This window comes from Litorivivens lipolytica, from assembly GCF_014191715.1.
GTDB classification, from domain to species: Bacteria; Pseudomonadota; Gammaproteobacteria; order Pseudomonadales; family Spongiibacteraceae; genus Litorivivens; species Litorivivens lipolytica.
This window is the reverse complement of the sequence record NZ_JACHWY010000002.1, coordinates 269,676-294,143: the sequence shown is the minus strand read 5'-3', so window position 1 is coordinate 294,143 and position 24,468 is coordinate 269,676. Positions and strand designations below refer to the sequence as shown.

22 protein-coding genes are annotated in these 24,468 nt (G+C 56.1%); 11 read left to right on the top strand and 11 right to left on the bottom strand.

The window, feature by feature from the left end; translation table 11 throughout:
• The first annotated feature begins 192 nt into the window (after nucleotides 1-192).
• From FHR99_RS09780 to FHR99_RS09765, 4 genes are read left to right on the top strand one after another with little or no spacing between them, the layout of a single operon-like run.
• Nucleotides 193-1,545: a succinylglutamate desuccinylase/aspartoacylase family protein gene (locus FHR99_RS09780; protein WP_246386714.1), complete on the top strand. Its 1,353-nt coding sequence runs from the start codon at nucleotides 193-195 to the stop codon at nucleotides 1,543-1,545.
• Between the two features lie 16 nt (nucleotides 1,546-1,561).
• Nucleotides 1,562-2,119, top strand: a complete 558-nt coding sequence (locus tag FHR99_RS09775) for an ATP-dependent zinc protease family protein (RefSeq protein WP_183410469.1) — start codon at nucleotides 1,562-1,564, stop codon at nucleotides 2,117-2,119.
• Nucleotides 2,120-2,149: 30 nt separating this feature from the next.
• Nucleotides 2,150-3,697, top strand: coding sequence for an inactive transglutaminase family protein (locus FHR99_RS09770; protein WP_183410468.1), 1,548 nt, complete (start codon nucleotides 2,150-2,152; stop codon nucleotides 3,695-3,697).
• Nucleotides 3,694-4,632: an alpha-L-glutamate ligase-like protein gene (locus tag FHR99_RS09765; RefSeq protein WP_183410467.1), complete on the top strand. Its 939-nt coding sequence runs from the start codon at nucleotides 3,694-3,696 to the stop codon at nucleotides 4,630-4,632. Before FHR99_RS09770 ends, FHR99_RS09765 begins: the two co-directional genes overlap by 4 nt.
• A 12-nt stretch (nucleotides 4,633-4,644) precedes the next feature.
• Here the strand turns inward: FHR99_RS09765 and FHR99_RS09760 are convergent, their stop codons facing one another.
• Nucleotides 4,645-6,066: a GGDEF domain-containing protein gene (locus FHR99_RS09760; RefSeq protein ID WP_246386805.1), complete on the bottom strand. Its 1,422-nt coding sequence runs from the start codon at nucleotides 6,064-6,066 to the stop codon at nucleotides 4,645-4,647.
• 241 nt (nucleotides 6,067-6,307) lie between these two features.
• Here FHR99_RS09760 and FHR99_RS09755 point away from each other — a divergent pair, with 241 nt between their 5' ends.
• Nucleotides 6,308-6,988 carry an SDR family oxidoreductase gene (locus tag FHR99_RS09755; RefSeq protein WP_183410465.1) on the top strand — a complete coding sequence of 227 codons (681 nt, stop codon included), beginning with the start codon at nucleotides 6,308-6,310 and terminating at the stop codon, nucleotides 6,986-6,988.
• Nucleotides 6,989-7,008: 20 nt separating this feature from the next.
• On the opposite strand, the gene FHR99_RS09750 is transcribed toward FHR99_RS09755, so the two are convergent.
• The 4 genes from FHR99_RS09750 to FHR99_RS09735 all read right to left on the bottom strand — a co-directional run bounded on the left by FHR99_RS09750 (nucleotide 7,009) and on the right by FHR99_RS09735 (nucleotide 8,652).
• Nucleotides 7,009-7,260, bottom strand: a complete 252-nt coding sequence (locus tag FHR99_RS09750; RefSeq protein WP_183410464.1) for a GlsB/YeaQ/YmgE family stress response membrane protein — start codon at nucleotides 7,258-7,260, stop codon at nucleotides 7,009-7,011.
• Between the two features lie 70 nt (nucleotides 7,261-7,330).
• A complete protein-coding gene (locus FHR99_RS09745) occupies nucleotides 7,331-8,074 on the bottom strand; it encodes an alpha/beta fold hydrolase (protein ID WP_183410463.1) in 744 nt (247 codons plus the stop codon).
• Complete coding sequence (locus FHR99_RS09740; protein ID WP_183410462.1) at nucleotides 8,067-8,270, bottom strand: hypothetical protein; 204 nt, start codon at nucleotides 8,268-8,270, stop codon at nucleotides 8,067-8,069. The genes FHR99_RS09745 and FHR99_RS09740 overlap by 8 nt, the downstream gene beginning before the upstream one ends.
• The gene (locus FHR99_RS09735; protein WP_183410461.1) at nucleotides 8,230-8,652 is read right to left on the bottom strand and encodes a hypothetical protein; all 423 of its coding nucleotides are present in this window, start codon (nucleotides 8,650-8,652) and stop codon (nucleotides 8,230-8,232) included. Before FHR99_RS09735 ends, FHR99_RS09740 begins: the two co-directional genes overlap by 41 nt.
• A 157-nt stretch (nucleotides 8,653-8,809) precedes the next feature.
• On the opposite strand from FHR99_RS09735, the gene FHR99_RS09730 reads away from it, so the two are divergent.
• The 4 genes from FHR99_RS09730 (at nucleotide 8,810) to FHR99_RS09715 (ending at nucleotide 16,764) form a co-directional block, all read left to right on the top strand.
• The gene (locus FHR99_RS09730) at nucleotides 8,810-9,829 is read left to right on the top strand and encodes an AraC family transcriptional regulator (protein WP_183410460.1); all 1,020 of its coding nucleotides are present in this window, start codon (nucleotides 8,810-8,812) and stop codon (nucleotides 9,827-9,829) included.
• A 238-nt stretch (nucleotides 9,830-10,067) separates the two neighbouring features.
• On the top strand, nucleotides 10,068-12,422 hold the full coding sequence (locus FHR99_RS09725; protein WP_183410459.1) for an FAD-binding protein: 2,355 nt from the start codon (nucleotides 10,068-10,070) through the stop codon (nucleotides 12,420-12,422).
• 137 nt (nucleotides 12,423-12,559) lie between these two features.
• Nucleotides 12,560-13,636, top strand: a complete 1,077-nt coding sequence (locus tag FHR99_RS09720; protein WP_183410458.1) for an efflux RND transporter periplasmic adaptor subunit — start codon at nucleotides 12,560-12,562, stop codon at nucleotides 13,634-13,636.
• The gene (locus FHR99_RS09715; protein WP_246386712.1) at nucleotides 13,633-16,764 is read left to right on the top strand and encodes an efflux RND transporter permease subunit; all 3,132 of its coding nucleotides are present in this window, start codon (nucleotides 13,633-13,635) and stop codon (nucleotides 16,762-16,764) included. The genes FHR99_RS09720 and FHR99_RS09715 overlap by 4 nt, the downstream gene beginning before the upstream one ends.
• Nucleotides 16,765-16,772: 8 nt before the next feature.
• Here FHR99_RS09715 and mtnC read toward each other — a convergent pair whose 3' ends face one another.
• The 6 genes from mtnC to FHR99_RS09685 form a co-directional block, all read right to left on the bottom strand.
• Nucleotides 16,773-17,474, bottom strand: coding sequence for an acireductone synthase (mtnC, locus tag FHR99_RS09710; RefSeq protein ID WP_183410457.1), 702 nt, complete (start codon nucleotides 17,472-17,474; stop codon nucleotides 16,773-16,775).
• Nucleotides 17,474-18,019: a 1,2-dihydroxy-3-keto-5-methylthiopentene dioxygenase gene (locus tag FHR99_RS09705; protein ID WP_183410456.1), complete on the bottom strand. Its 546-nt coding sequence runs from the start codon at nucleotides 18,017-18,019 to the stop codon at nucleotides 17,474-17,476. Before FHR99_RS09705 ends, mtnC begins: the two co-directional genes overlap by 1 nt.
• Before the next feature lie 37 nt (nucleotides 18,020-18,056).
• Nucleotides 18,057-18,671 carry a methylthioribulose 1-phosphate dehydratase gene (locus FHR99_RS09700; protein WP_425488617.1) on the bottom strand — a complete coding sequence of 205 codons (615 nt, stop codon included), beginning with the start codon at nucleotides 18,669-18,671 and terminating at the stop codon, nucleotides 18,057-18,059.
• Nucleotides 18,672-18,770: 99 nt separating this feature from the next.
• The gene (locus FHR99_RS09695; RefSeq protein ID WP_343067502.1) at nucleotides 18,771-19,403 is read right to left on the bottom strand and encodes a lysophospholipid acyltransferase family protein; all 633 of its coding nucleotides are present in this window, start codon (nucleotides 19,401-19,403) and stop codon (nucleotides 18,771-18,773) included.
• A gap of 21 nt (nucleotides 19,404-19,424) precedes the next feature.
• Nucleotides 19,425-20,249: a DUF6279 family lipoprotein gene (locus FHR99_RS09690; RefSeq protein ID WP_343067554.1), complete on the bottom strand. Its 825-nt coding sequence runs from the start codon at nucleotides 20,247-20,249 to the stop codon at nucleotides 19,425-19,427.
• A 77-nt stretch (nucleotides 20,250-20,326) separates the two neighbouring features.
• Nucleotides 20,327-21,217 (bottom strand): alpha/beta fold hydrolase, encoded by an 891-nt coding sequence (locus FHR99_RS09685; RefSeq protein WP_183410453.1) that lies wholly within the window; start codon nucleotides 21,215-21,217, stop codon nucleotides 20,327-20,329.
• 149 nt (nucleotides 21,218-21,366) lie between these two features.
• Between FHR99_RS09685 and FHR99_RS09680 the strand changes: the two genes are divergently transcribed.
• Nucleotides 21,367-22,026, top strand: a complete 660-nt coding sequence (locus tag FHR99_RS09680) for a TetR/AcrR family transcriptional regulator (protein WP_246386711.1) — start codon at nucleotides 21,367-21,369, stop codon at nucleotides 22,024-22,026.
• A gap of 60 nt (nucleotides 22,027-22,086) precedes the next feature.
• Nucleotides 22,087-24,450 (top strand): TonB-dependent receptor, encoded by a 2,364-nt coding sequence (locus tag FHR99_RS09675; RefSeq protein ID WP_183410452.1) that lies wholly within the window; start codon nucleotides 22,087-22,089, stop codon nucleotides 24,448-24,450.
• Nucleotides 24,451-24,468 lie beyond the last annotated feature (18 nt).

Here is a 24,468-nt window from a genome sequence, read left to right as displayed (position 1 = left end):
AGGCACACTCAACCGTCGAACGTACGATAATCAGCAAGTGCATGGAAATTAGCGGCCAGAAAGGCGAAGTTCCCTTATCAGGCCGGAATAATTTCCCAAATTCTTCACAGCAAGCCTATAACACTTAAGATAAAGTGCGCACTCGTTATGCGCCCCCACTGGAACGGTATTCACAGGAGCACCGACAGGTTTATGCCACACCCTCAGGGTCGTTCAAGTACAGCCATGTTCTGCGCCGGTTTGCTGCTGAGCAGCCTGGTCAGCTCAGCCTCTGCCACAGAGCGGGTTCAGGATGTTGCACCACTGAAAGCGGAAGTTCCGGCCGAGCGCCCGAAAGTCGAGCGCTTTCTGGGCAAACCCATCAAAAAAGGCATTCTCGACCGCCGTGCCTGGTCCGCCGGCCAACCCTTGTCCGGTCTGGCGCTCCCTACCCCGGTGCTGATCGCCACCGGCAACCAGCCGGGCCCCACCATGTGTTTGACCGGTGCTGTGCACGGCGATGAGCTTAACGGCGTGGAAATTATCCGCCGCATCATGTTTGCGCTGGATACCGAAAACCTGACCGGCACCGTGATTGCCGTGCCCATCGTCAACCTCTACGGCTTCCAGCGCAATTCCCGCTACCTGCCTGACCGCCGCGATCTGAACCGCTACTTTCCCGGCAATCCCAAGGGCAGCTCCGCAGCCCGCATTGCCTACCACTTTTTTCAGGACGTGATCAGCCACTGTGACGCGCTTATCGACATTCACACCGGTTCATTCCATCGCACCAACCTGCCCCAGCTGCGGGCCGACCTGAGCAACGCCAATGTGGCCAAACTCAGCTCACTGTTCGATAACTTTGTGGTGCTGCACAGCCTCGGTGCCGTCGGCACCCTGCGCCGTGCCGCCGTTGAGGCCGGTATTCCCTCGGTGACGCTGGAAGCGGGCGAGCCGCTGTATCTGCAGCCTGAACAGGTTGCCCAGGGTGTACGCGGTGTGCTGTCCGCCCTGCGCGGGTTTGGTGTAATGGGCGATGCTACCAAGATCGCCAGCGAGCAGGAGGTTTTCTACGAGTCTGTCTGGCTGCGAGCCGATCAGGGTGGCGTGTTATTCAGCGAGGTCAAAATTGGAGATGAGGTTAACAAAGGCGACATTCTCGGCTCCGTGACCGACCCAATCACCAACCGCAGCAGCGTTATCCGCGCCAGCGCCAAAGGCACCATTATCGGCATGGCCCTGAACCAGATGGTGATGCCCGGTTTTGCCGCCTATCACCTGGGACTGGACAAGGCCGAAGGCGCTGCAGTTGAAAAAGCGGCCGAGGGCGCCGCCAATGCAGCGCTGGAAACCGTGCGCAAGGCCGTACAAGAGGTCGCGAAAGAAGCTGCCGAATCGGCTAGCCAGAGCGGTAATGATCCGCAAGCGGTGAACGAGGCAGCGCGCAAAGCTGCCGAAGAAGCAACCCAATCGGTTATCTCCAAAGACCTACCGGTTGACGCCGAGGGTGAGGATACCTCGGAGCTGGAACCCCGCATCCCCGAACCCGACGAACACCCGGAATAAACACAGGAGGATTCGCATGTCCGCAAAATCAGCCATACTTGCCTTGGTGGTAACAACTCTGATCCCCGGCGTGGTCTACGCTGGCAAGAACAAAGACGGCCGCGAGGCTGGCAAGGTGATCGCTGGCTGGGTGGAAAAGGTGACCATACTGGATATCCGCGACGAACCCATCAAGGCCAAATTGGACAGCGGTGCCAACACCTCATCCATTCACGCGACCAACGTGGAAAGCTTTAAGCGCGACGGTGATGAGTGGGTCCGCTTTACCTTTGTCGACAAAGACGGTGATACCAAGAAAATGGAGCGCCCGATTGTGCGCGGCGTAAAGATTAAGGATCTCGACGGTGGTGCCGACCGACGGCCGGTGATCGAGCTGGATATGTGCTTTGATGGTCGTGTGCACAAGACTCAGTTCAACCTGAGTGATCGCAGCGGCTTCAACTACCGCATTCTGCTGGGACGTCGCTTTCTGGGCGGGGTTGCCGTGATCGATCCCGACGAGACCTACCTCACCAAAGACCACTGTCGCGACGCGATAGAAGAGAAAGAAGACAACGATGACAAAGACGATTGATAGAAATCGTCATCGCTCCGGGGAAAACTGATGCGAGATTTTAAACTGAGAGTACTGGCCCTGATCCTGTTCGCCTTCGGACTGGGCTTGTGCATCTACAAGGTCAATGTGTTCGGTTTGCCTCTGCAGCCGGGGCAGGACGAAGAAGTCTGGACAGTCCAGGCACGCATCGCTTTCAAGGGTTCAGGCAAGCCTACCAAGGTACAGTTTGCCATTCCTCACGAAGCCCCCGGCTTTGTCACCCTCGACGAGGATTATATTTCCGGCAACTACGGCCTTGCGGTTGAAAGCGAGCGGGAAAATCGCTGGGCCAACTGGGCCGTGCGCCGCGCCAATGGCCCGCAGACCCTGTACTACCGAATCAGCATTGCCCGCGACCAGAACAGCAATGAAATGACCGGCGGCTCACAGCCCCCCTTCCCGGAAGCCCCTTTTTACCCCGAGCCCTATAACTCGGCAATTAAAGCCATTTTGGACGACGTACGGTTGGAATCCGCCGACATCGCCACCTATACCCGCGAGCTTCTGATCCAACTCAACGCCGACAAACCCAATGAAAACGTGGAACTGCTGCGTGGTCGCGCCAACAACGATGAAGCTTGGGTTTTTGAAATCAGCGAGGTCCTGAAGGGCGCCCGTATTCCCAACCGCATTCTCTACGGTTTGGAACTCAACGAGTCAGTAAATAATGCCCAGCTCAAACCCTGGCTGCAGGTACACAATGGCAAGCGCTGGTTGTCGTTCAATCCCTTGACCGGCCAGCCGGGCCTGCCGGACAATTTTTTGGTGTGGCGCATTGGCGGCGGCCCGCTGGTGTGGGTTGAAGGCTCCGGTGCGGCGGAAGTGGTGTTTTCAGCCGCGCGCAACTACCGCGAAATCGTCGACATCGCCCGCAAGCGCGCCGAGCGCATGGGTTCATCACTGGTAGATGCCTCCCTGTTTAACCTGCCGCTGGAAACCCAAAACGTTTACCGCGTCCTTTTGATGGTGCCACTCGGCGCCCTGCTGGTAGTCATACTGCGCAACGTGATTGGTATCCGCACTTTCGGTACCTTCATGCCGGTACTGATTGCCATGGCCTTCCGCGAAACCCAACTGCTGTGGGGGATCATTCTGTTCACAGTGATGATCGCGATCGGTCTGTCGATCCGTTTTTATCTCGACCGTTTAATGCTTCTGTTAGTCCCAAGGCTGGCCTCGGTTCTCATCATCGTCGTCATCATGATGATCCTGATCAGCATTCTGACGCATCAGTTTGGCGGCACCCGCGCCATGTCGGTCGCGCTGTTCCCGATGGTCATCATGGCGATGACGATTGAGCGCATGTCCATTGTGTGGGAAGAGCTGGGTGCGGGCGATGCCCTCAAGGAAGGCGCGGGTAGTTTGTTTACGGCCATTCTCGGCTACATGTTGATGACCAATGAAACGCTTAACCACCTGTTCTTCGTGTTCCCGGAGCTGCTGTTCTGCATGCTGGCGGTGACACTGTTGTTCGGCCGCTACACCGGCTACCGACTGACAGAACTGTGGCGTTTCCGAGCGGCGCTCAAGTTTGAACCGCCGGAGTCAAAATCATGATTACCTGGGCCCGTAGACTGCGCGAGCGCGGCATTGTCGGCATTAATCAGCGCAACGCCGAATTCATCATGCCCTACAACCCCCGCAATCAGTTCCCGCTGGTGGATGACAAGCTGCGCACCAAAAACCTTGCGATTGAAAACAATATCGCGGTACCGGAACTCTATTCCACCGTTGAAATTGAGCACGACGTGCACACCATGCTCGATACGCTCAAGCACTACAGCAGCTTTGTTATCAAACCGAATAACGGCAGCGGCGGTAATGGTGTGTTGGTTATCGGCAGTCGCATTGGCAGCCACTTCTGCAAGGCCAGCGGGGTGATTGTCGGCGGCGAGCAGATCAAGCGCCATGCCTCTAATATTCTGAGCGGTATGTATTCACTGGGCGGTGTGCCCGACACCGCCATTATCGAATACCGGGTCGAAAGCGACCCCTTCTTTGACAGCATCAGCTACCAGGGCGTACCGGATATTCGCGTCATCGTATTTCGCGGCGTACCGGTCGCCTCCATGCTGCGTCTGCCCACTCGCGATTCCGATGGCAAGGCCAACCTGCACCAGGGTGCCATTGGCGTCGGCATTGATATCAGTACCGGTGTCACGCGCAGCGGCGTGCGCGCCAACGATATGACCAAGGTTCACCCGGATACCCTGCAGCCCATCGACGGGCTGCAACTGCCCTACTGGGAAACCATTATGATTCTCGCTGCCCGCTGCTCGGAGATGGTAGGGCTTAACTATATTGGCGTGGATATTGTGATCGACCGCACCAAGGGCCCCTTGGTGCTGGAGCTGAATGCACGCCCGGGATTGAACGTGCAACTGGCAACCGGCCGCGGGCTGTTATTTAACCTGCGAGCCGTTGAAGCTATGGAGAACATCCCTAAAAGTGCGGAAGAGCGCGTTGCGCTGGCGCGAGAAAAACTGGGCTGATCTCAAAGACGCTCAAACAATTTCCATCAGCTGTGCTTCCGGTATTTCCTCACAGATACTGTAATCACCTGCTTGCTGGGCATAGCTCAGCGCCAATGCCGCGCGGTTCAGCAACTGCTGCTCCGAACCGAAGTGCAGACTAGCTGAACTACCCGCGACGCCGCCGTTAATCAGCAGCGCCACGCGACTCCCGTCGGCAATGGCGTAACGTGCATCCTCGAACTGTTGAACAATGCGCTCCACGACTTTCACCGCATTTTCTGCGGTCGAGCCCAGCAACAGAATCGCGAAGGTATCACCATAACGCGTGACAAAGTCTTCCACCCGCAGGCTGTCCGACAGTTTGCGGCTAATCACTTTCAGTAACAGCGCCACCACTCGGTCTCCATACTGGCCGTGCAGCGCACGCAAGTTATTGATGGAAACCATCGCGACACTAACGGGTTGCCCGCGCAACATATAAAAAGAGTTTTTAAGGCTTTTTTCAAAAGCCCCTCGCCCCATCAAGCCCTCGGCTTCAAGGTTACTGTCGAGTAGATGATGGCGACTTATGCGTTCAAAATCCTGCTCATCTTCCTCAAACTCGCTACTGCTTTCCTTTGTTCCAGAGACTGATGAGGCTACATCGACCAAACCAATCGCGTCCATCACCTCCCCATACAAGCCTATATTGTTGCGCACAGCTTCACTGGCCTGCAGCAAAACCTGCATACATTGAGAGTCTCGAATACTGAACAAGCGGTATAGCTCATGGCTAACCCGGGCATAGGCCTCACTACCGCCGCCCTGTAGAAAAAAGTCTGCAATTACACCGGATGCAGCGACACACGCAGCAAAATGGTCAACATCATTGGCATGGTCATCGTGACTTTCCAATATCGCTTTGACTGTACGGTTGTGCATACCCCATTCCTGCAGCAGTGCGCCTCCGAATCGGGCATGATCAAAATTCAAAACAGCTTTCTCAAAAACACAGAGGCCTTGATGATCCGTCTGCGGCACATCCAGTGTTCGATAAAGCTCAGGGCGAACACGATCCAGGGCCAGCATCCCGATATCCTGCAACAGCGCGGCGAGGAACAGTTCATCAAGTGCATTTTCCTTCACGGTCTGGCCAAGCACTCTGGCAGACGCCGCAGCAAGCAAGCTGCGCTGCCAGAATGTGGTGTAGTTCAGACTACCCCCGGGCTGCTCCGCCATCGCCTTACTGATACTGAGCGTGAGCGCCATAGTCCGCACGGCCTCGTACCCTATGACCAGCGCCGCCCGTTCAACTGTCTCCACCTTGCCAGCGAGGTTGTAGGCCGGTGAATTGGCGTGACGAAGAACGGTGCTGGCAAGCGAAACATCCAGAGAAACAATTGCCGCCAACTCCGAAAGACCCGCCTTAGGGTTATACTGAAAAGCAATGAGACGAGAAGCGACCTCCGGCATAACCGGAAGCTGGGTTTCTCCCCGAAGCATTTGACGAAGTTTCGAATCTGACAATCTTTTACTACCTGTATTTTTCAGTGTTCAGAGTAGCCCAAGGCGCCAATAATCGTTATCCGTAGTCGCCGCAGTGGCTTTTTGCCGATACTCAAGCTAACTACTTGTAAATACAGATAATTGCATCCACAGCGGCGCTTTGATTACTATCCCGGTCTGCCCTTAAAAATGACCTCGGAGACCAATCATGCCTTACTCACTACAAGGTAAACGCATTCTACTGACCCATGCGGACCGCTTCATGGGCCCTGCTCTCCAGCAGACATTACAGGCTGAGGGCGCCGAGGTAATCGCGAGCAGCGACGCACTGCTCGAGGAAAGCGAACCTGCGGACCTGATTGCACGCAGTGGCGAGATTGATGTGCTGCTGGCAAACCTCGCCCTGCCCGCACCGTCCACGCCAGCGGGCGAGGTTAGCGAAGAAGAATGGCGCGAAGCGTTTGCCACCCTGGTCGATCCACTGCCCCGACTGTGCCGGGCCGTGCTCCCGCAAATGCAGTCTCGCGGCCACGGCAAGATTCTGGTGATGGGCAGCGCCTCTGCGCTGCGCGGTATGAAGCGGGTCTCAACCTACAGTGCGGCGCGCGGTGCCCAGCTGGCGTATGTACAAGCACTGGGGGTAGAAGTCGCGGGGCAGAATATTCAAGTCAACGCCATTGCCCAGAACTTTGTCGACAACCCGACCTACTTTCCCGAGAGCGTTCAGGAGAATCCCCGGTTTCAGGAACGTCTGAAACGCGAAGTGCCTCTGGGCCGGCTGGTCAGTGCCGACGAAGATTGCAGCTTCGCGGCTTTTCTATGCAGCGACGCCGCAAACCATTTTGTTGGACAGGTATTTCCCGTTTGCGGCGGATGGGTGCAGCGCTGATCGGCAACTCGCCGTGTTTCTTATAAGCGCTTGATAAGGCGCACGACAAACAGCAGCAGTATGGCGCCGGCGGTCGCCGTAGCAATGGAACCAATAATACCCCCGGCATAGATACCGAGGCTGTTAAAAACACTACCGCCAATCACCGCACCAACAATGCCAATCACTATATTGCCAAGAATTCCGTAGCCGCCGCCCTTCACCAGTAGCCCGGCGAGCCAGCCAGCTACACCGCCGACCAACAAGAACACCAGCAGACTTTCTACACTCATGACGCACTCCTCAAGAACTCCGTTTCACAAACTAGCGTCGCACAGACAAGGTGGAAACTCTGCGAAGAATTTACACGGGCTGAGATCGGTGCAGCAGTGTCTGAATTAGCCAATCCGGATCATCAACGGGCAGATCGTGGCCGGCAGTATCATGCACTATCAACGGCAGCTGCCAATGTTCGGCAATCGCCTGACTGCAGCGCACATCGACTAGCCGATCAGTACGTGAAGCCACGAGGCGAATTGGCGCCAAGGGCAGAGGCTGCGGGCAATAGCGCGCTGCCGCAGCCAACTGACGTAACACGTTAGTGGCAGAAACGGGCTGCTCGAGCGCAATAGCATCCCACACTCGCAAGAGTTCGCGGTCGTGACGACGCAGGTTACAGGTCAAACTGAGCACCGCTCGCTCGCGCCAGCGGCGACTCAATAAACCCGGCAACAATCTGAGAAACGCCGCAGGGCGCATACGCTGGTATATCGGGCAAACACTGGCAAGACTGCTGTTAATCATTACCAGCTCTTTTATATCGCTCGGTTCTGCAGTGAACCACGCCAGCCCCACCATCGCACCCATCGATAAACCCACGATTCGAAATGGCGGCTGCAAGCCTCGGCGCAGGCAATCCCGACGCAAGCTGCGCGCAGCCTCTTCCAGTGACAGCGGGCTTTTTTCGAACCAGAGTTCGCCGTTACCCGGTAAATCCAGACAGACAACGCTTGCGTCCGGACAGGCCTCGGCAAGTCGTTCCGCAAAACCCATCCAATGGCTTTGTCCACGCCCTAATCCACGCAGCAAAATAAAGGTGTCAGCCACTGGCATACTGCTCATACCAGCGGCGCATGGCGGCCCGCTGACGAAAAACCCGGTCTTCTTCCGAGGGCAGCCACGCTGGATAGGCGCGGGTGGCACGGATCAGAAACTCCATCAGCATGGTATGGCGCCGCAGCACCCGCTGAATGCGATGGGCCTTAACTGGATTGAACAAACCCTGCAGGCTGCGAATCTGCAACGGGTTTTTCTTTACCCAGCGCCACGACCCCATTTCCAGCGTCAGCGGCAACAGCAGGCGGTTTTCCTGTTGCGCCTCCAAACTCATCCAGTCCCAAAAGATCACCATGGGTAATATAGTGGCGAGACTGGGGTTCAAAAATGTAATCCATGTGCGGGTAAGTGCGATGCAGTAATTTGTAGAGCGCGTAGTATTCCGCCAGCGTCGGCACCGGCACATCCGCGGCTTCACTACCCAACTCGAGCACCTGCAGCGGTATCTTTTGCTCCGAATGACGCAAAGGCACCTCAGCCAAGAAACGGCTGCGCAGCAGCGGTGAGGAAAACTGCAGCAGGCTTTTGAGATGCCTCAGTTCCGGCGTCAGTACCAGCTCGTCACCCATGCAATCATTCCCATTCAACCAGCCCCGCAGTCAAACACGGTGATGTGACAGGTATATTTCACAGATTGATCAGGTGCGCCAAATAGATGAGTGCGAAGCTTGACCGGAGCGGGCACAATGATTTCTACAGCACAACAATAACAACGCTGAAGATGCCATGAAGACACGGATGAATTCGGGGCTGATACCCCTCTATAGCATTATTGCCGCGGTTAACCAGCTTGTGAGACTGGGCTTTAATGCAGAGCAATTGCTAAACGGTTCGAGCATTTCGACCGGCCAACTCGGCACTGATCGCAGTTGCCGTCAAATAGTCCCGTTCAGCGACCTGATTCAGGTCTACCAGAATGCGGTCAAGGCCGGGCGTGAACCGGGTATCGGGCTCAAAGTCGGCAAAGCCGCTGGCGTCGGTGTATATGGCGTTGTCGGTTTCGCCATGCTGTGCAGCTCAACCGATATCGATGCAGTGAATCTGGCCATCAAGTATCAGAAAGCCATACTCGGCACGGAAGTGCAGATTGCCCTGCAGGTGGAGGGCGACAAGGGCTTGATTCGGGTTACCGACCGCCTACCATCCGGGCCGGTCAAAGTGTTTTATCTGGAACAATTTCTTGCCGGATTCCTGCGCTTCAATGACGTACTTGCCGAACGCCCCAGCCGAGTCTGTGAGCTACGCCTGAATTATCCGGACCCGGGCTACGCCGAACACTATCAAGTTCTATTCGACTGTCCAGTACGCTTTGATTGTGAACACACGGACATTGTTTTTCGCACTGATATTCTCGGTATAAAACTGCCCAATGCAGATCCGGTTACCGCTCGTGCCTGCGAACAGGTGTGTGAAGATTTGTTGCGACAATTTGATCGTGTAGGTGCGTGGAGCGCCCGCGTGCGTCAGCATATGGAGGCCCATTGGCGGGAACAACCAGGCATGGATGCCATTGCCCGCAGTCTGGATTGCGATGTTCGCACCCTCCGTCGTCGGCTGACTGAAGAGGGCAGCAGTTATCGCAGCATAAAGGATCAGTTGCGTCGCGACATAGCGATCGAACGACTCCGCAGCAGCGAGATAGCGCTGCCCGAACTCGCCGCGCAATTGGGGTTTGCCGACAGCAGCAGTTTTCGTCGCGCTTTTGTGAAATGGACGGGCCGCCAGCCAGGCTTCTACCGAACTTGATTCGCAAAACGATAAATACTGCGCACACCGGAAATTTTTTCTTCCTGTCCGCTTTTGACCACACTAAGACCGAAGCGGACAAGGCTCCCTCCTGCCATGACCGATTCGGACGAAAGCCCAACAAAATCGGCCACCAAAAGACAATTTAGTCTTATAAAACATAGCTTTACAGTTTCGCTTCAAGCGCCTACCTTGCATCCAGCACTAGCCATAACAACAGCAAAAAAAGGAGAGTCGCATGCTATCCCCCGTTAAATTACTGCTGGCGTCCAGCCTGCTCTTATCCGGCTTTCTGCAAGCCCAGAGCAGCTGCCCCGGCGCATCCTATCTGGCCACCAGTTGTCGGGACGGCGTGTGCCGCACTGACGCTGGTGAAAACCCAACCAACTGCCCGGAAGACTGCGCCGATAAAAGCACCCAGGTCATGGCGTACTACACACAGGCTGCGACCTGCCCTCCCACTAATATTTACGAACCCGGTTCCGTCAGCGAACTGCAGGACACCATTCGCACCATCGTCAGCAACGGGCGCAAGGTGAAACCTGCCGGCACCAGCCATTCGGCCACCGACATTATCTGCGCCGATACCAATGGCGATGTGGTGCGTTCGAAAAACCTGAAAAATATCGGGCCAGTAGAACCTTTTGAAAGCCACCCCATGACCGTGGAAGTGGAAGCCGGCGTCAAATTTCAAGAACTTCAGGAACACCTGCATAACGAAGGCTATAGCCATGGCTTGGCGAGCACAGGGTACGGCGGCATCTCAATCGGTGGGGCAGTAGCAACCGGCGCCCACGGTTCCTCACTGCTTCAATCCTCCACCATCAGCTCCTATGTAGTGGCGCTGGATGTGGTCGGTGCCGACGGCAACATCACCCGCTACAGCGAAGCCACCACCGGCCAGAGCAACCCAACCCTATGGAAGGCGCTGAAAACCAACCTAGGCTTGCTCGGTTTCGTTGCACGCGTCCGCCTGAAGCTCGAGCCCCAGTTCAATATGAATGTGCAGGTCAAATACACCACTGAGGACGCTTTTGTGAATTCCCCCACGGGGGTCGCCGATACGGTAGCGGGTTGCGACTATGTGTTTCTGAACTGGTTCCCGGGACAAGACACGGTGCAATACCTCTGCGGTACGCGCACCAACGCCCCGGTAGACAGCCCGCACGCGCAGAACCGATTGTTTACTCCGGATGTCTCGCAAAGCGAATCCGACTTTGCGCCCAACGGCCTGCAACTGGCTATGTGCGACGACAATCTGAAATGCGATATCGAGTCGCGTCGCATCAACGACTACCAGAGCTCGCCGCCTCTGATCATTGCTCAGAACTCCACACCGGACGCCGAAGCTGTTTCACGGCACAGCAATCTGACCGGCTACTCTCACCGCATGATTACCCTGCAGGCGGAAGTCTTTCACCGCAAAAATCCAGAGTTTTCGCAACTGGAATACGAGGGCGCCATGCCCATGAGCCAGATTCAGGCGGCGGTGCAATATCTTAAATCTATTTACGATAGAGATGATGTCTGCCAACCCCTGATTGGCACCATCATGCGCTTTGACCGGGCCGATGACGGTCTTCTGATGTCGGCTAACCACGCTCGCAGCGGCGTGGCTCACAACGAGCAAATGGTGCATCTGGAGTTTGTGGAATTCTGGGGCTACGGTCTCGACGATGGCGGACTGGAGCGTTGGGTCAGCACGCCCTATTCAGAAGTCATAAAACATCTGGTTAACAACTACAACTACTGGCCGCACTGGGGCAAAAACGATGAGTGGGTATTCACCCACCCGGCGGTCATCGCGCGTAATTCCGCCGAGCGGACTCTGTTCAATCAAGCCATCGCCCAGCTCGACCCTTACGGTGTGTTTTCTACGGGCGCGTCGCGGCGTCACGGTTTTATCTCGCCACAGGAAGGCGGCAACTTTGCCGAGCATTACTATGGCAATTGCAGCAGCCAGGATAGCGATGGTGACGGCATCAGTGATTGCACTGACCGAAAACCCAACGAGTATTCAGGCATGTACATGCGGATCGACGATGACGGCGTGGGTAGCGGCACCTGTAACGTGGCCGACAGCTGGAATGAAATGCGCAGTAATTTCGGTGCAGATCAGGAACAGAACATGCGAGCCGGCTGGGATTACGACACCAAGAATCACTCCTACCACGCCAGTTCCTACAACTGGGATCCGGTATGGCCCAACAGCGGCGGCCGCTCATGGGAAGTTCTCATGAGCGCAGAATTTACCGCCGATGCTGCGGGCCGTTACTGCTTCAGTCAGGATAACGGCTCCACCGGAACGGGCATTGCCCAGGGATGGAACGCCTGCGCACAGGTATGGGTGAACAAAAACATCGTGTCGGAAGTCGGCCACGACAGCGCCCTGCTCCGCCAGGGCTGTGTGGATCTGGCCACAAACCAGACTATTCGCCTCGATCTCTACAACCGCCATCACAACGCCAATCTGTCGCGCAGCTTTATTTCGCGTCCACGCTGGTGCTTTGGCGGTTCAAGTGACTGCACCCCAGACCGCAAGTTTGAGCAGAACCAGTTAAAGGCGATTTCACACGAAAACCTGCCCCAGTAATTCTTCATACGCCCTCTCACTCTCGGGAGAGGGCTCTCCACCACCTAAACCGCCTGCAATACACCCCCGCTACCGGCTACGGTACACTACGCCCCGCTTGTGACATCTGCCAACATTGCTAGGGAATTGCTGCAGCTGTGTTTAGAAAACTGATAAATCTCTTCTTCGGTCTGCTTATCCTCGCAGGCGCGAGCCTGTTTGCGAAAACGCTGGTGGACAGCCGCGAACCACTACAGGCCAAGCCGCGTAGCAGCGAGCCGCCGCTGGTTCAGGTACACCGGCTGGAGCAATCCGGCGCCGATATCACCCTGCAGACCCACGGTACAGTGCAATCCAAAACGGCTCTGCAACTAACCAGCGATGTTGCCGGCCGGGTACTCTGGGTCAATCCGGAATTGGTCGTGGGCGTGATTCTGGAAGCCGGCACGGCCATCGCCCGGGTGGATAAAACTCAATACAAACTGGCGTTGGCTCAGGCAAAACTGGCACTGCGCGATGCAGAATTATCCCTCGCCGACGCCCATACCCGCTTTAAAACCCGCAATCCCCGTCACCCCCAGATTCGACGGGCCGAAGCGCAGGTTGCCACCGCCGAGGCTCAGATCAAGAAAGCCGAAACCGATCTGGCGCGCACTGAAATCACGTTGCCCGCAAAGGCTCTGGTTGCCAGCAAGCAAGTCGCGCTCGGGCAGTACGTGGCACCGGGCAGCGTGCTGGCGAACCTTCAAACCGTGGATGCCGTAGAGATCGCCCTTCCCATTTCCCCCGCGGAACTGGAACTGCTGCAATCGGCCAGTGAGGTCGAGGTTGAACTGGTTTCTGTGAACAACGACAAGCTGCTCTGGAGTGCACAGCTCTCCCGCGTGAATCAACAACTGGATCGGAACACCCGCGTCGCTTACGCGGTAGCGGCCGTTCAAGAACCTTACACACTCACTCCACCCCTGCGCATTGGGCAGTTTGTTAAGGCCGAGATCAGCGGCATCCGTTTGAACGACGCTTTCCGCGTGCCAACCAGCGCACTATTTGAAAACCGCTTTGTTTACCGGGTACTCGACGACAGTACCTTGCAGCGAGTCACCGTGGAACTGGTGCGGCAGGATGCACGCAGCGTGATCGTTCGCGGTCAGCTTGGGGCCGGCGACCGGCTGGTACTGAGCCGACTGGATATCATGACCGACGGTATGCAGGTGACAGTGGGCGATACACCATGAGCTGGAATGAACGCCGCAGCGGCGCTATCGGCTGGATGGCGCACAACCCCGTCGCCGCCAATTTGCTGATGGCCGTGGTTATGATTGCCGGCCTGTTTTCACTGATGGATCTGCGCAAGGAAGTCTTTCCCACCTTCCCCACAGAGATGATCCGCATCACCGTGCCCTACCCCGGTAGTTCCCCGACCGAGGTGGAGGAAGGCATTCTGATAAAAATTGAAGAAGCCTTGCAGGACATGGAGGGCATTGAGGAGATGACCTCGGAGGCGCGGGAAAATGTGGGCACCGTGCTGGTGCGTATGCTGCCCAAATCCGATATGCCCACTGCCCTGAATGATGTCACCTCGCGCGTCAACGCCATTGCTTCGTTTCCCGCTGAAGCCGAGAAACCGGTGCTGGAAGAAATTTTGGCAAAGGTACAAACCATTAACCTCACCATTGCCGCCGGCGGACTTAGCGAACACGAGCTGAAGAGCGTCGCCGAACAGGTGCGCGAAGACCTGCTCGCTACCAACGCGATTACCCAGATTGATCTGGTGGGCGTGCGCGACTATGAACTCGCCATTGAACTTTCCGATACGATCCTGCGCCAGTACGGCCTGACCTTTGATCAGGTAGTCAATCTGGTGCGCAGCAAATCTGCCAACCTGCCCGGCGGCAATCTGCGCACCGACAGCGGCACGATCACGCTGCGCTCACAAGGACAAGCCTATAGCGGCGATGACTATCGACAACTGCCGCTGCTAACGCGTCCGGACGGCACCCGTTTGCTGTTGGGAGATATCGCCAACGTCCGCGACGGTTTCAGCGAGCAGCCCGTGCTGAGTCGATTGAATGGCGAGCCCGGTGCCCGCCTCACGATTTATACGCTGGGTTCGCAGAATGCGCTGAAAATCAGCGAAGTGGTCAAGCAGTACGTCGACGAAAAGCAGGCCAGCCTGCCTGAAGGTGTGACCATCAACGCCTGGTTCGACAACTCGCGAATTCTCAAGGGGCGGATCGATCTCTTGTTGAAAAACGCGGCTCAGGGCGGCTTGCTGGTGCTAATCGCGCTCACCCTCTTTCTCCGCCTTAGCATGGCGTTCTGGGTGCTGATCGGCGTCCCCTTCAGCTTTCTCGGCGCGATGTGGATGATGGGGCTACCGTGGTTCGATTACTCCATCAACGTGCTGTCTCTGTTTGGCTTTCTGTTGGTATTGGGGATCGTTGTGGACGATGCCATCGTCACCGGTGAGAGTGGCTATACCTATCTCGAAAGGGAAAAACAGGGCATAGACAGTGTGGTGCACGGCGTTAAGCGAGTCTCGGTGGCCACCATCTTCGGTGTCATCACTACGATGATCGCCTTTACCCCCATGCTAACCATGACCTCGGACATGGGCCGCTTTGGTTCTAACATTGCCTTCGTGGTGATCTGCTGTCTGTTATTTTCCCTGATCGAAACCAAACTGATTCTGCCGACACACCTCCGTCACATCGATGTACACAAGGCCCGTCGCGGCCCCTTGCCAGCCTTGCAACGCGGCTTTGATCGAATGCTGATGGGTTTTATCAAGAATGTATATAAACCGGTGCTGCAGACTTTTCTTCGCTATCGTTATGTCACGCTGGCAGTCTTTGTCGGCAGTTTTATTGTGGTACTCAGTCTGGTCCCTGCCGGCATCGTGCGCTTTGTATTTTTCCCGGATATTCCCTCCGATGAAATTCGTATTGTGCTGCGCCTTCCCCCCAGCGCGCCTTACCAGCTGACTCACCGCTACGCCCTGCAGGTGGAGGACGCAGCCAACGCGGTAAATGAACGCTACCGCGAAGTCAGTGGCGACCCGCGCGATGTGATCGCCGATCTTGAAGTACTGAGCGAATCCGATGACCGCGCCGATATCTGGGCGGCATTGATTCCCTCGGAAGAGCGCAACATCAACTCTGTCACCATTGCCCAGTGGTGGCGCGAAGCCATTGGCCCCCTGCCCGGTATTAAGGAGCTCAGCTTTGACGCCAAGGCCGGCCCCGGTGGCGGTGTTGATCTGGACGTCGCCCTGGAATCTGACGATCTACTTGAGCTGCAACGAGCCGCAGCCGATCTGAAAAACCGCCTGAAGGAAATCGACGGCGTATTTGATATTCGGGATACCTTCGGCGCCGGCGCACCGGAAGTCGACATTCAAATCAAACCAGCCGGCGAACTGCTCGGCCTTGGACAGGCCGAGATTGCCCGGCAGGTACGTCAGGCGTTCTTTGGCGCTGAAATACAGCGTTTCCAGCGCGGCCGCCACGAAGTGCGTGTCTACGCCCGCCTGCCACTGGAAGAGCGCGATACGCTGCAAACCCTGGAGCGATTGTGGATTAATCTGCCTAATGGCGAACGGGTGCCCTTCAGCGAAGTCGCCGAAGCGCGCTACAACGCCGGTATTTCCAGCATCAAACGCATTGATCGCGAACGCGTGGTCAACATTCAGACCGGTATCGACAAGGCCACCACCGAACCCGATGAGGTGGTGGACAAACTGCGTCGCGATATTCTGCCGGCCCTTAAAGCCGATCACCCCAGCATTAACTACCGTTTTGCCGGACAGGTGGAAGAACAGCAGGAAGACACCCGCGAGCTGAAAACCAGTGGACTGATTGTCTTGCTGCTGATATTCGCTGCGCTGGCAATTCCGTTGAAGTCCTACGTTCAGCCGCTCTACATTATGTCGGCCATTCCCTTTGCGGTAGTGGGTGCCATCATCGGGCACTGGCTGACAGGCAATGCCTTCAGCTTTCTGTCGATTGTGGGCGTGTTAGCACTGGCGGGTGTGGTGGTAAATGATTCACTGGTACTGGTGGATTTTGTGAATCAGAAAGTGGCGGAAGGCACGAACAAACTGGTCGCTGTTGTAGAGGCGGGGCAGGCACGTTTTCGCGCGGTGATTCTGACCTCGCTGACCACCTTCCTCGGCCTGCTGCCAATACAGCTGGAAACCTCGATTCAGGCTCAGTTTATTATTCCGATGGCGGTTTCGGTGGGCTTTGGCATTCTGTTCGCGACGGGTGTAACACTGTTTCTGGTGCCGATCCTGTTTTACATCGCCAACGATGTAAAAAGATTGTTTACACGTGAAAAGACAGGGAGCGAAGTGAGCGCGTAGAGGCGTACTCACTTCGTTAGCGTGATTTCATCGAAGCTCGAGACACGCTCGGCATCAATGTCTGCGACGGGTGCGTTACCGGGCCGCTCCAGCAGACAGACTTGCAAACCCGTCTCGCGCGCAGCTTCCAACTCTTCCTTTACGTCGGACAGGAACAGTATCTGATCGGGAGAGACACCGATTTCACTGCTGATCGCACGATAGCTGCTCGCTTCTCGCTTACCGCCGACCGTGGTATCAAAGTGCCCTTCGAACAGCGGGAGTAAATTACCTGCGTCAGAAAACTCAAAGAACAGTTTTTGCGCCAATACCGAACCGGATGAATACACGTAAAGTTTCAGACCCTGCGCTTTCCAAGCCTGTAACTTGGGCGCAACATCGTCATAGACGTGAGCCTGATAATCCCCGCCGCGATACCCCGCCTCCCAGATATAGCCCTGCAGGGCTTTTAAAGGCGTGGCTTTAACGTCGTGCTTAATCCACTCCAACAATTGATCAATCTGCCGATCAAGCGTCGGATTGTCTAGCTTGGCTTCCCGATTTACGGCCTCAAGCTGCGCCTGAACCTCCGGCTCGCTCGCGTGTTTGCGAATATAGGCAGGCAAGCGCTCGGCCGCATAGGGGAACAGCACATCGTGAACAAAAGAGATGGAGCTGGTGGTGCCTTCAATATCGGTCAGCACCACCCGAACGTTATGAAATTCAGGCATCAATTTTCCAGCCGGGAGAACTGCTCGGCAATTTCACTGCCGGTGTAATGAGCCACCCAACCTTCCTGATTATTGAAAAAGCGAATCGCCACCAACTGAGGCTCGGACCCCATATCAAACCAGTGCGGAGTGTTCGCGGGTACGCTGATCAGGTCACCCTTTTCACACAACACTTCATAAACTTTCTCACCAATATGCAGTGAAAACAGGCCTTTTCCATCAACGAAAAAACGCACTTCGTCTTCCGTATGTTTGTGTTCTGACAAAAACTTTTTGCGCAGCGCTTCCTTGTCCGGGTTGTTGGCCTTGATGCTGATCACATCCACCGTCTGATAACCCTCTTCACTGACCAGACGGTCGATATCCTTTGCGTAGGCGGCCAAAACCTTGTCCTGACTATCGCCAGCGGCCACATCGGCACTTGCCTGCCACTGCTCAAAGCGCACACCGGCAAGACCCAGCAGGCGGTGAATATCCTTCGGGTTGCTGGTGCTCTGCAGGGCAGACTCCGGTCGGCTGTCAGAAAATACTTTTAACTGGCTCATTCAATAACTTCCCAATAAACAGGCCTTCAGTGGCGCATTAACGGCGCAGGCGTTCCATCTCCAGAGCGCATTGAAACAAAAAATCCAGGGCTTCCAGCTCCCGATGACAGGCATCGAGACTATCACCCCAACAGTAGACACCGTGCCCACGTATAACATACGCCGGACAATCGGGCACCCGATCAAAATAACGATCCACATCAGCGGCAAGCGCGGCAATATCCTGGGTATTGTCAAACACAGGAATACTGAGGGTTGATTCGTGGCTACTGAACCCGGCAAAAGCTTTCTGCAGTTCGTAGCCCTCAAAGGTTAGTTCACTGTCCGGGCGGTGCATGGTGAGCACCGTAGACGCAGGGGTATGACAATGCAGGGCCGCATTGACCTCGGGAAAACGGGCATATAACTGAGTATGCAGTAGCGTCTCCGCCGATGGCTTGCCACCGTCAATCGGCCGACCAGCGAGATCCACCGCCAGAAAGTCCTGCTCATCGAGCCGACCCTTGTGACGACCGGATGCGGTCACCAGTACGCTGTTGTCGCTCAAGCGCATGGAGAAATTACCGCTGGTGGCCGGCACCCAGCCGCGGGCATGCAGTTCACGCCCGGTGGCTGCCAGCGCACGGGCCTTGGCAAGAAAATCGCTGTTCAAACCGCCTTCCTCTGTCGACATTCGCGCCCGCAATCAAGCGGGCGGTGAGCTGCCGGAGTATACTCCGGCAGTCACGGGTCGCAAGGGTTTTCCTAAGGTTCAGGCAGCGTCGCTGCGGATGAACTTTTCAGGGTAACGAGGGATGACCTGATCGTAGTCGGCACGCAGAGCTTTCATATCGGCTTCTGCATCACCCGTCGGGTAAAACGGTGCCCAAATCCCGGCGCGGCGACGCCCGGCATCCAGATAACAACGCACAATGGGAACGCCGGCTTCGCAGGCGATATGATAGAAGCCACTCTTCCAGCTTTTGACCGGGCTGCGAGTTCCCTCCGGAGCAATAATCAGCACCATCTCTTCGGCTTTACCGAACTCATCCGCCATCTGCTTTACAAAGTTATGGTGACTACCGCGCTCAACCGGGATACCGCCCAACCAGCGCAGGACACTGCCGACCGGGCCAACAAACAGGGTGTGTTTGGCCATAAAACGAACCCGCCGCTTGAGCAAGAGCCCCACCGGGAACATCAGCGGGAAATCCCAGTTGCTGGTGTGTGGCGCGATAATCAGAACGTACTTCTTCTCGGCTGGCGCTTCGACGTGATGGGTCCAGCCACGCCACTTGAGCAGGGGCAAGGCAATGCGTTCCAGCCCACGAATGATCCAGGGGTGGTCAAAAATATTGGGGGCATTTCTGAGGGTTTCGGCGACCTGCATCTTGTTATTTTCCACATCAATCCTGCCGGGCCTGCATCAGCCCTGCGACTGCAACTGGTGGACATCTTCGGCGATTTCAGCCAGTTCTTCAAGCAAGTGGTCGCGTTGTTGAGGAGTGAGGTTCTGCCCCAGCCAGATCATCAGAGCGTTGGCCCGACGCCGGTTATCCTCCAACCGACGCAACTCCCAGGCTTGCAGGCGGGATTCGTCCACCACGGTCAGCGCCCGTAACCCCGACTTCACGTCGGCGGTTTTGCGTTCGGCCAACAACTGCGCAAAGGCTTCGTGACGCTTGAGCCGCTGGTTGTACCAGAGGGTGTAGACGTCTGGCGCATTTTCCGCCCACTCAACAACCCGTTCGCGCTGGGCCTGGGTGATATCGCCGGTCCACTGCTCCAGTGAGTCGAAGACCCGCTCGCGGCGGCGCTCGATCAGCTCCTCCTCCGGGATAACAATCCATTTGCGATAGAACTCATCATTCTTATCGGACATGGAAGCCAGTAGCTCCGCCACCTGCTCGTCGCTGAGCGAAGGCAACAGCAGTACCAATTCATCAAGACTGCGGTTCAACAGGCGCAGCCACAGGTCTTCCATCTGGTCGCTGAGTTTCAGGTAGCCGGGCTCGGTTACGCCGTTTTCTAAAAGGTTTCCAACCTGCAAAATCAGCGCGTGGTAGCGGGGCAGCTCTTCACGGCGATGCCAACTGTGCAAGAGCTCGAGGCGCTGCTCGAGACGGGATTGCTGGTCGTCGTTCAAATCGACCAACTGCTCGATCTGCCATTGGGCAAACCAGGCAGCGCGATTATAAGCAAACTGGGTACTGCTGCAGGCACTGATGAACAGCACCAGAATCAGGCACACGCTGCGCAAAGGGCTCTCCTCGCAGAGTTGATACGAGAGGCCAGACTAACGGATTACGGTAGCGGCAGAAACCGGAATTATTGCAGGCCCAATAGCTGTCGGGCATGGTCGACTACCGCCGCCGCACCCTGCGGCCCCATCACGATGGTGTAGTGGTTTACGTCATCCACCGTCTTCCAGACCATGTTCGAATAACGCGCTTGCAGCTCTTCCAGCCGGGCATCCGAGTATAGCGGAGCGTCGTCGAGAATCCCGCGCGGTGCCTGCAGAAAGTTCATCGCTACGCTGAGATTTTCCAGCGAGCGGGGGATCACATCACTCATCAGCTGGCTTTCGGTATCGCGAATAATCGCCTCTTTATTGATTGGCGCGCGCAGCTCACCCGGCTCGCCAATCAGGTCAGAGGGCATATAGTCGCAGAAGGCCTGCCAATCGGCCTCGCGCTTAAACGCCGGATGCTGCTGCCAATATTCCCGATAAGTCTCCAGCGAATCAAAACGCATGCTAAGGCGCTGCATGGACGGGCCGATAATCTGCTCAATCAGCTGTTCAGCCGTGACGCCGGGCGGCGGTTCATCAAACAAGGGCAGACCGCCGTCCACCAGAATAACCTGACGCACGCGGGCTGGATAATTCGCCTGCGTTGCGGCAGTAATAAAGCCGCCCATGGAATGGCCAATCATCAGGTCTGCGGCCTCGATATCCAGCGCATCCAGCACCGCCACCATATCTTCGGCGTGGGCCAGCATGCCCCAGGGCCCGGTAATTTCGGCACTGCGACCGCGGCCTCGATGATCAGGCACGATCACTCGACAACTAGCGGCAAGCGCCTCGGCTACCAGCTTGAATGACTGACGATTAGAGGTAATGCCGTGTGAACACAACACCGCCGGGCCGCTCTCGCCCCAGATGCCGACGCTAAGCGCGCCGCCTTTTACCTTAACTTCGACTTCCCGGTACGAAGGCATAAGTTCCTCAAAACATTATCGTTATTGTGTGATGCCACAACAGATCGCGGCGCTCAAATAAAAACCTAACGATCGTTCGTTGACAAAAACAAAAGTATCTCTAAAATGGAAAAATATCAACTATAAACATACTAACGATCGTTTCAATTATGCCCATGCACATTGTCACCGCCGATAATGTTCGCCGCCTGGCCAGCGACACCACCGCGCTGCCCGCCGACGTAACGCCCAAAGGGCCGAAGGCCGTTATTCTCGATGTTGCGCTTCGCCTGTTTGCGGAGAAGGGCTATGCGGGAGCCTCCATTCGCGACATCGCCCAAGCCTGCAGTCTAAAGCCCGCATCCATCTACGCCCACTACGCCTCCAAAGAACAACTGCTCGCCCAGCTGATGAATATCGGCCACGAAGAACACTTCAAGATGGTGCAGGAAGCGGTTGTCGATGCCGAGCCCGAACCCATTGAGCAATTGAAAGCCTATGTTGCAGGCCACGTTCGCTTTCACGCGGAATTTCCAATGCTGGCCGTACTGGTCAACCATGAGCTGCACGCCCTGTCGGCTGAAGAAGTCGTCACGGCCTTGAAACTGCGTGAGCAGGCAACCGACCTTTTGATGCACATCCTCAAGCGCGGCCAAACCTTGGGCGCCTTCGACAACAGCCACGATCACTGGCTCGCGGGTGCCGCCATCGGCGCCATGGGGATCCGAGTCGCCCACTGGTATTCCGAACATCACGAAAAGTCTGTCGACGAAATCGTCGCGACCTATCAAACCTTTGCCTGCCGGCTGGTTGCTCAAGGCAATAACTGAACACCGTAAAAAACGCCCCGAAAGCATTACCAAGATCTATAAAAACAGGAGAAAACGGGCATGAAAAAGCACTACCAAGCCATAACCGCCCTCGCCGCCTGCGGCCTACTTGCTGCACCTGCACACGCCGAGGAAACCGGCAAAAAACGCACGCGCGTCATAGAAGAAATTATTGTGTCAGCGCAAAAGCGTGACGAGGCCGTACAAGACGTTCCCATCTCCATGTCGGTTATGGACGCGGATTTCATGGTCGAGCAGGGCGTTACCGATTTACGTGAAGCACTGCTTTATGTCCCCAATGTGGCGGTGGAGCAGGCGGGATTTTTTGCTGCTCCCCGTGCGCGCGGTTTTACTTTTAATAACAACAATAAAGCTTTTGAACCGCCGCTGGGGCTGGCCATTGACGGCCTGCCCTACACCCGCATTCCGTACTTTCTGGCCGCCACATTTGACCTTAAGCGCATTGAAGTTCTGCGCGGCCCACAGGGCACTACCTTCGGCAAGAACACCACAGCCGGCCTGATTCATATGCTCACTGCCGACCCGAGCGATACCTTTACTGGCAACTTTAGCGCCCAGACCGGCGACTTTGAACGCGAGCGTTACGAAGCGAGCTTTGGCGGACCCCTGATTCCCGACGTGGTCAACTTCCGCATCGCAGCCTTTACCGACAAACGCGACGGTTTTGTTGAAAACACCACCGACGATGTGAACCCGAAAGCCCAGGAAAACTTTCGCGGCCATGATCGCGACGGCTACCGCATTAAGTTCGATTTTCCGAATATCGCCGGCGCCCAGTTAAAACTGACCTGGGAAGATGTAGATTTGGCCGACCTCGGCACCGGTTTTGAAATTATTCGCGCCTCCGACGACGTGAAGGAATTCCTGCGCGCCTACGACCCCAATACAGACTTCGAAAAAGGCAACTTCAAGGCCTCGCTGGATGATCAGGATGGCCGCGAAGTTAACATCAAGACCTTCAACATGCAGCTCAACTACGACATTGGCGAGTGGGGCCTGGTGTTTGTCGGCGGTCACTCCGTGCTGGAGCAGTCTTTGAGCCTCGATACCGACTTCACCCCGGCGCCGGCCACGCTGGGTCTTGGCGGCGACCGTTCGCCGACAACAACCGGCGAGTTCCGCGTAATCTCCCCGACACTCGACGGCTTGTTCGGCATCGACAGTCTGTTTGGCGCCGATCTCGGCAGCAGCGATTTTGTTGCCGGTGTGTTCTATCAAGAGCGGAATATCAACGACAGCTACTTCCGTTTTATCTTTGACATGCCCTCCTATCTCGGTCTGATTGCTGCTGCTGGCTCGAGCGATTCCGCGACAGCTTATGCACTGCTACCCAATCTGGGTGAAGATCAATTTGTCGAAGACTTTACCCAAACCTTCGAGCAGGAAGCCGAATCCCTCGCCGCCTTTGCTGAATTCAAATGGCACTTCATGCAGGACTGGACCCTGCAGGTGGGCATGCGTAACGGCGAAGAGAAAAAGACCGGCGAATGGAAGCAATTTTATAACCAGCCGCAACCTGCCGTTGTTTTACCGCAAGCCGGCATTGAGGAATTTGAAGCCAAGCGTGTACAGGAAGATAACCAATTCCAGCACAAGGTCTCGATCAATTGGCAACCCACCGACAACGTCAGTCTCTTCCTGCACCGCGCAGAAGGGGTGAAGGGCGGCGGCTTTAACGCCTTTGCCTTCCGCGGCGTAGAGGATGAACTGGTGTTCTTCCCTGAATTCACCACCGAGTGGAGCTTCAACGCCAAAACCAGTTGGTTCGATAACACCTTGAATGCCAACCTTTCAATCTTCCGTATGGATGTCGAAGACTTCCAGGTACTGAGCCGCGCACCAGAACGCACGACCATCGGTATCGGTGTAACCCTTGTGAAAAACGCGGCCGAAGCCCGCTCTCAAGGTGTTGAAGGTGATATCCACTGGCTGGTCAACGACTGGTTCAGCCTGCTCGGTACCATTGGCTACAACGAAACCGAATACCTGAAATTTACCGACAACGAGTGCCCACCCGATCGCACTGACGACCCTAACTGTGGCGACGCCAGCGGTAAGTCCTTCCCTTTCGCACCGAAGTGGAACAATACGCTGACCGGCTTGGTACGCCTGCCCGTGTTTGACACCGGGCTGGAATTTACCGCCAGCGCCACCATAGAGCAGTTCTCCGAACAGTTGCTGGATGTTGACCTGGACGAGCGTAAACTGCAGGAAGGCTTCGAACGATACAAAGCCAGTGTTGGCGTTCATAACCCGGCACAGGGCTGGAGCCTGAAGGTCATTGGCGAAAACCTGACCGACGAGAAAACCGGCATCCGTCAGGGCGATCTGTTCTCCGGTGTCTTTGTGGAAATCGCGGAGCAACCTCGCACCGTTTACGCCCAATTCGACTGGCGCTTCTAAGCACCGGGAGGTTCGCGT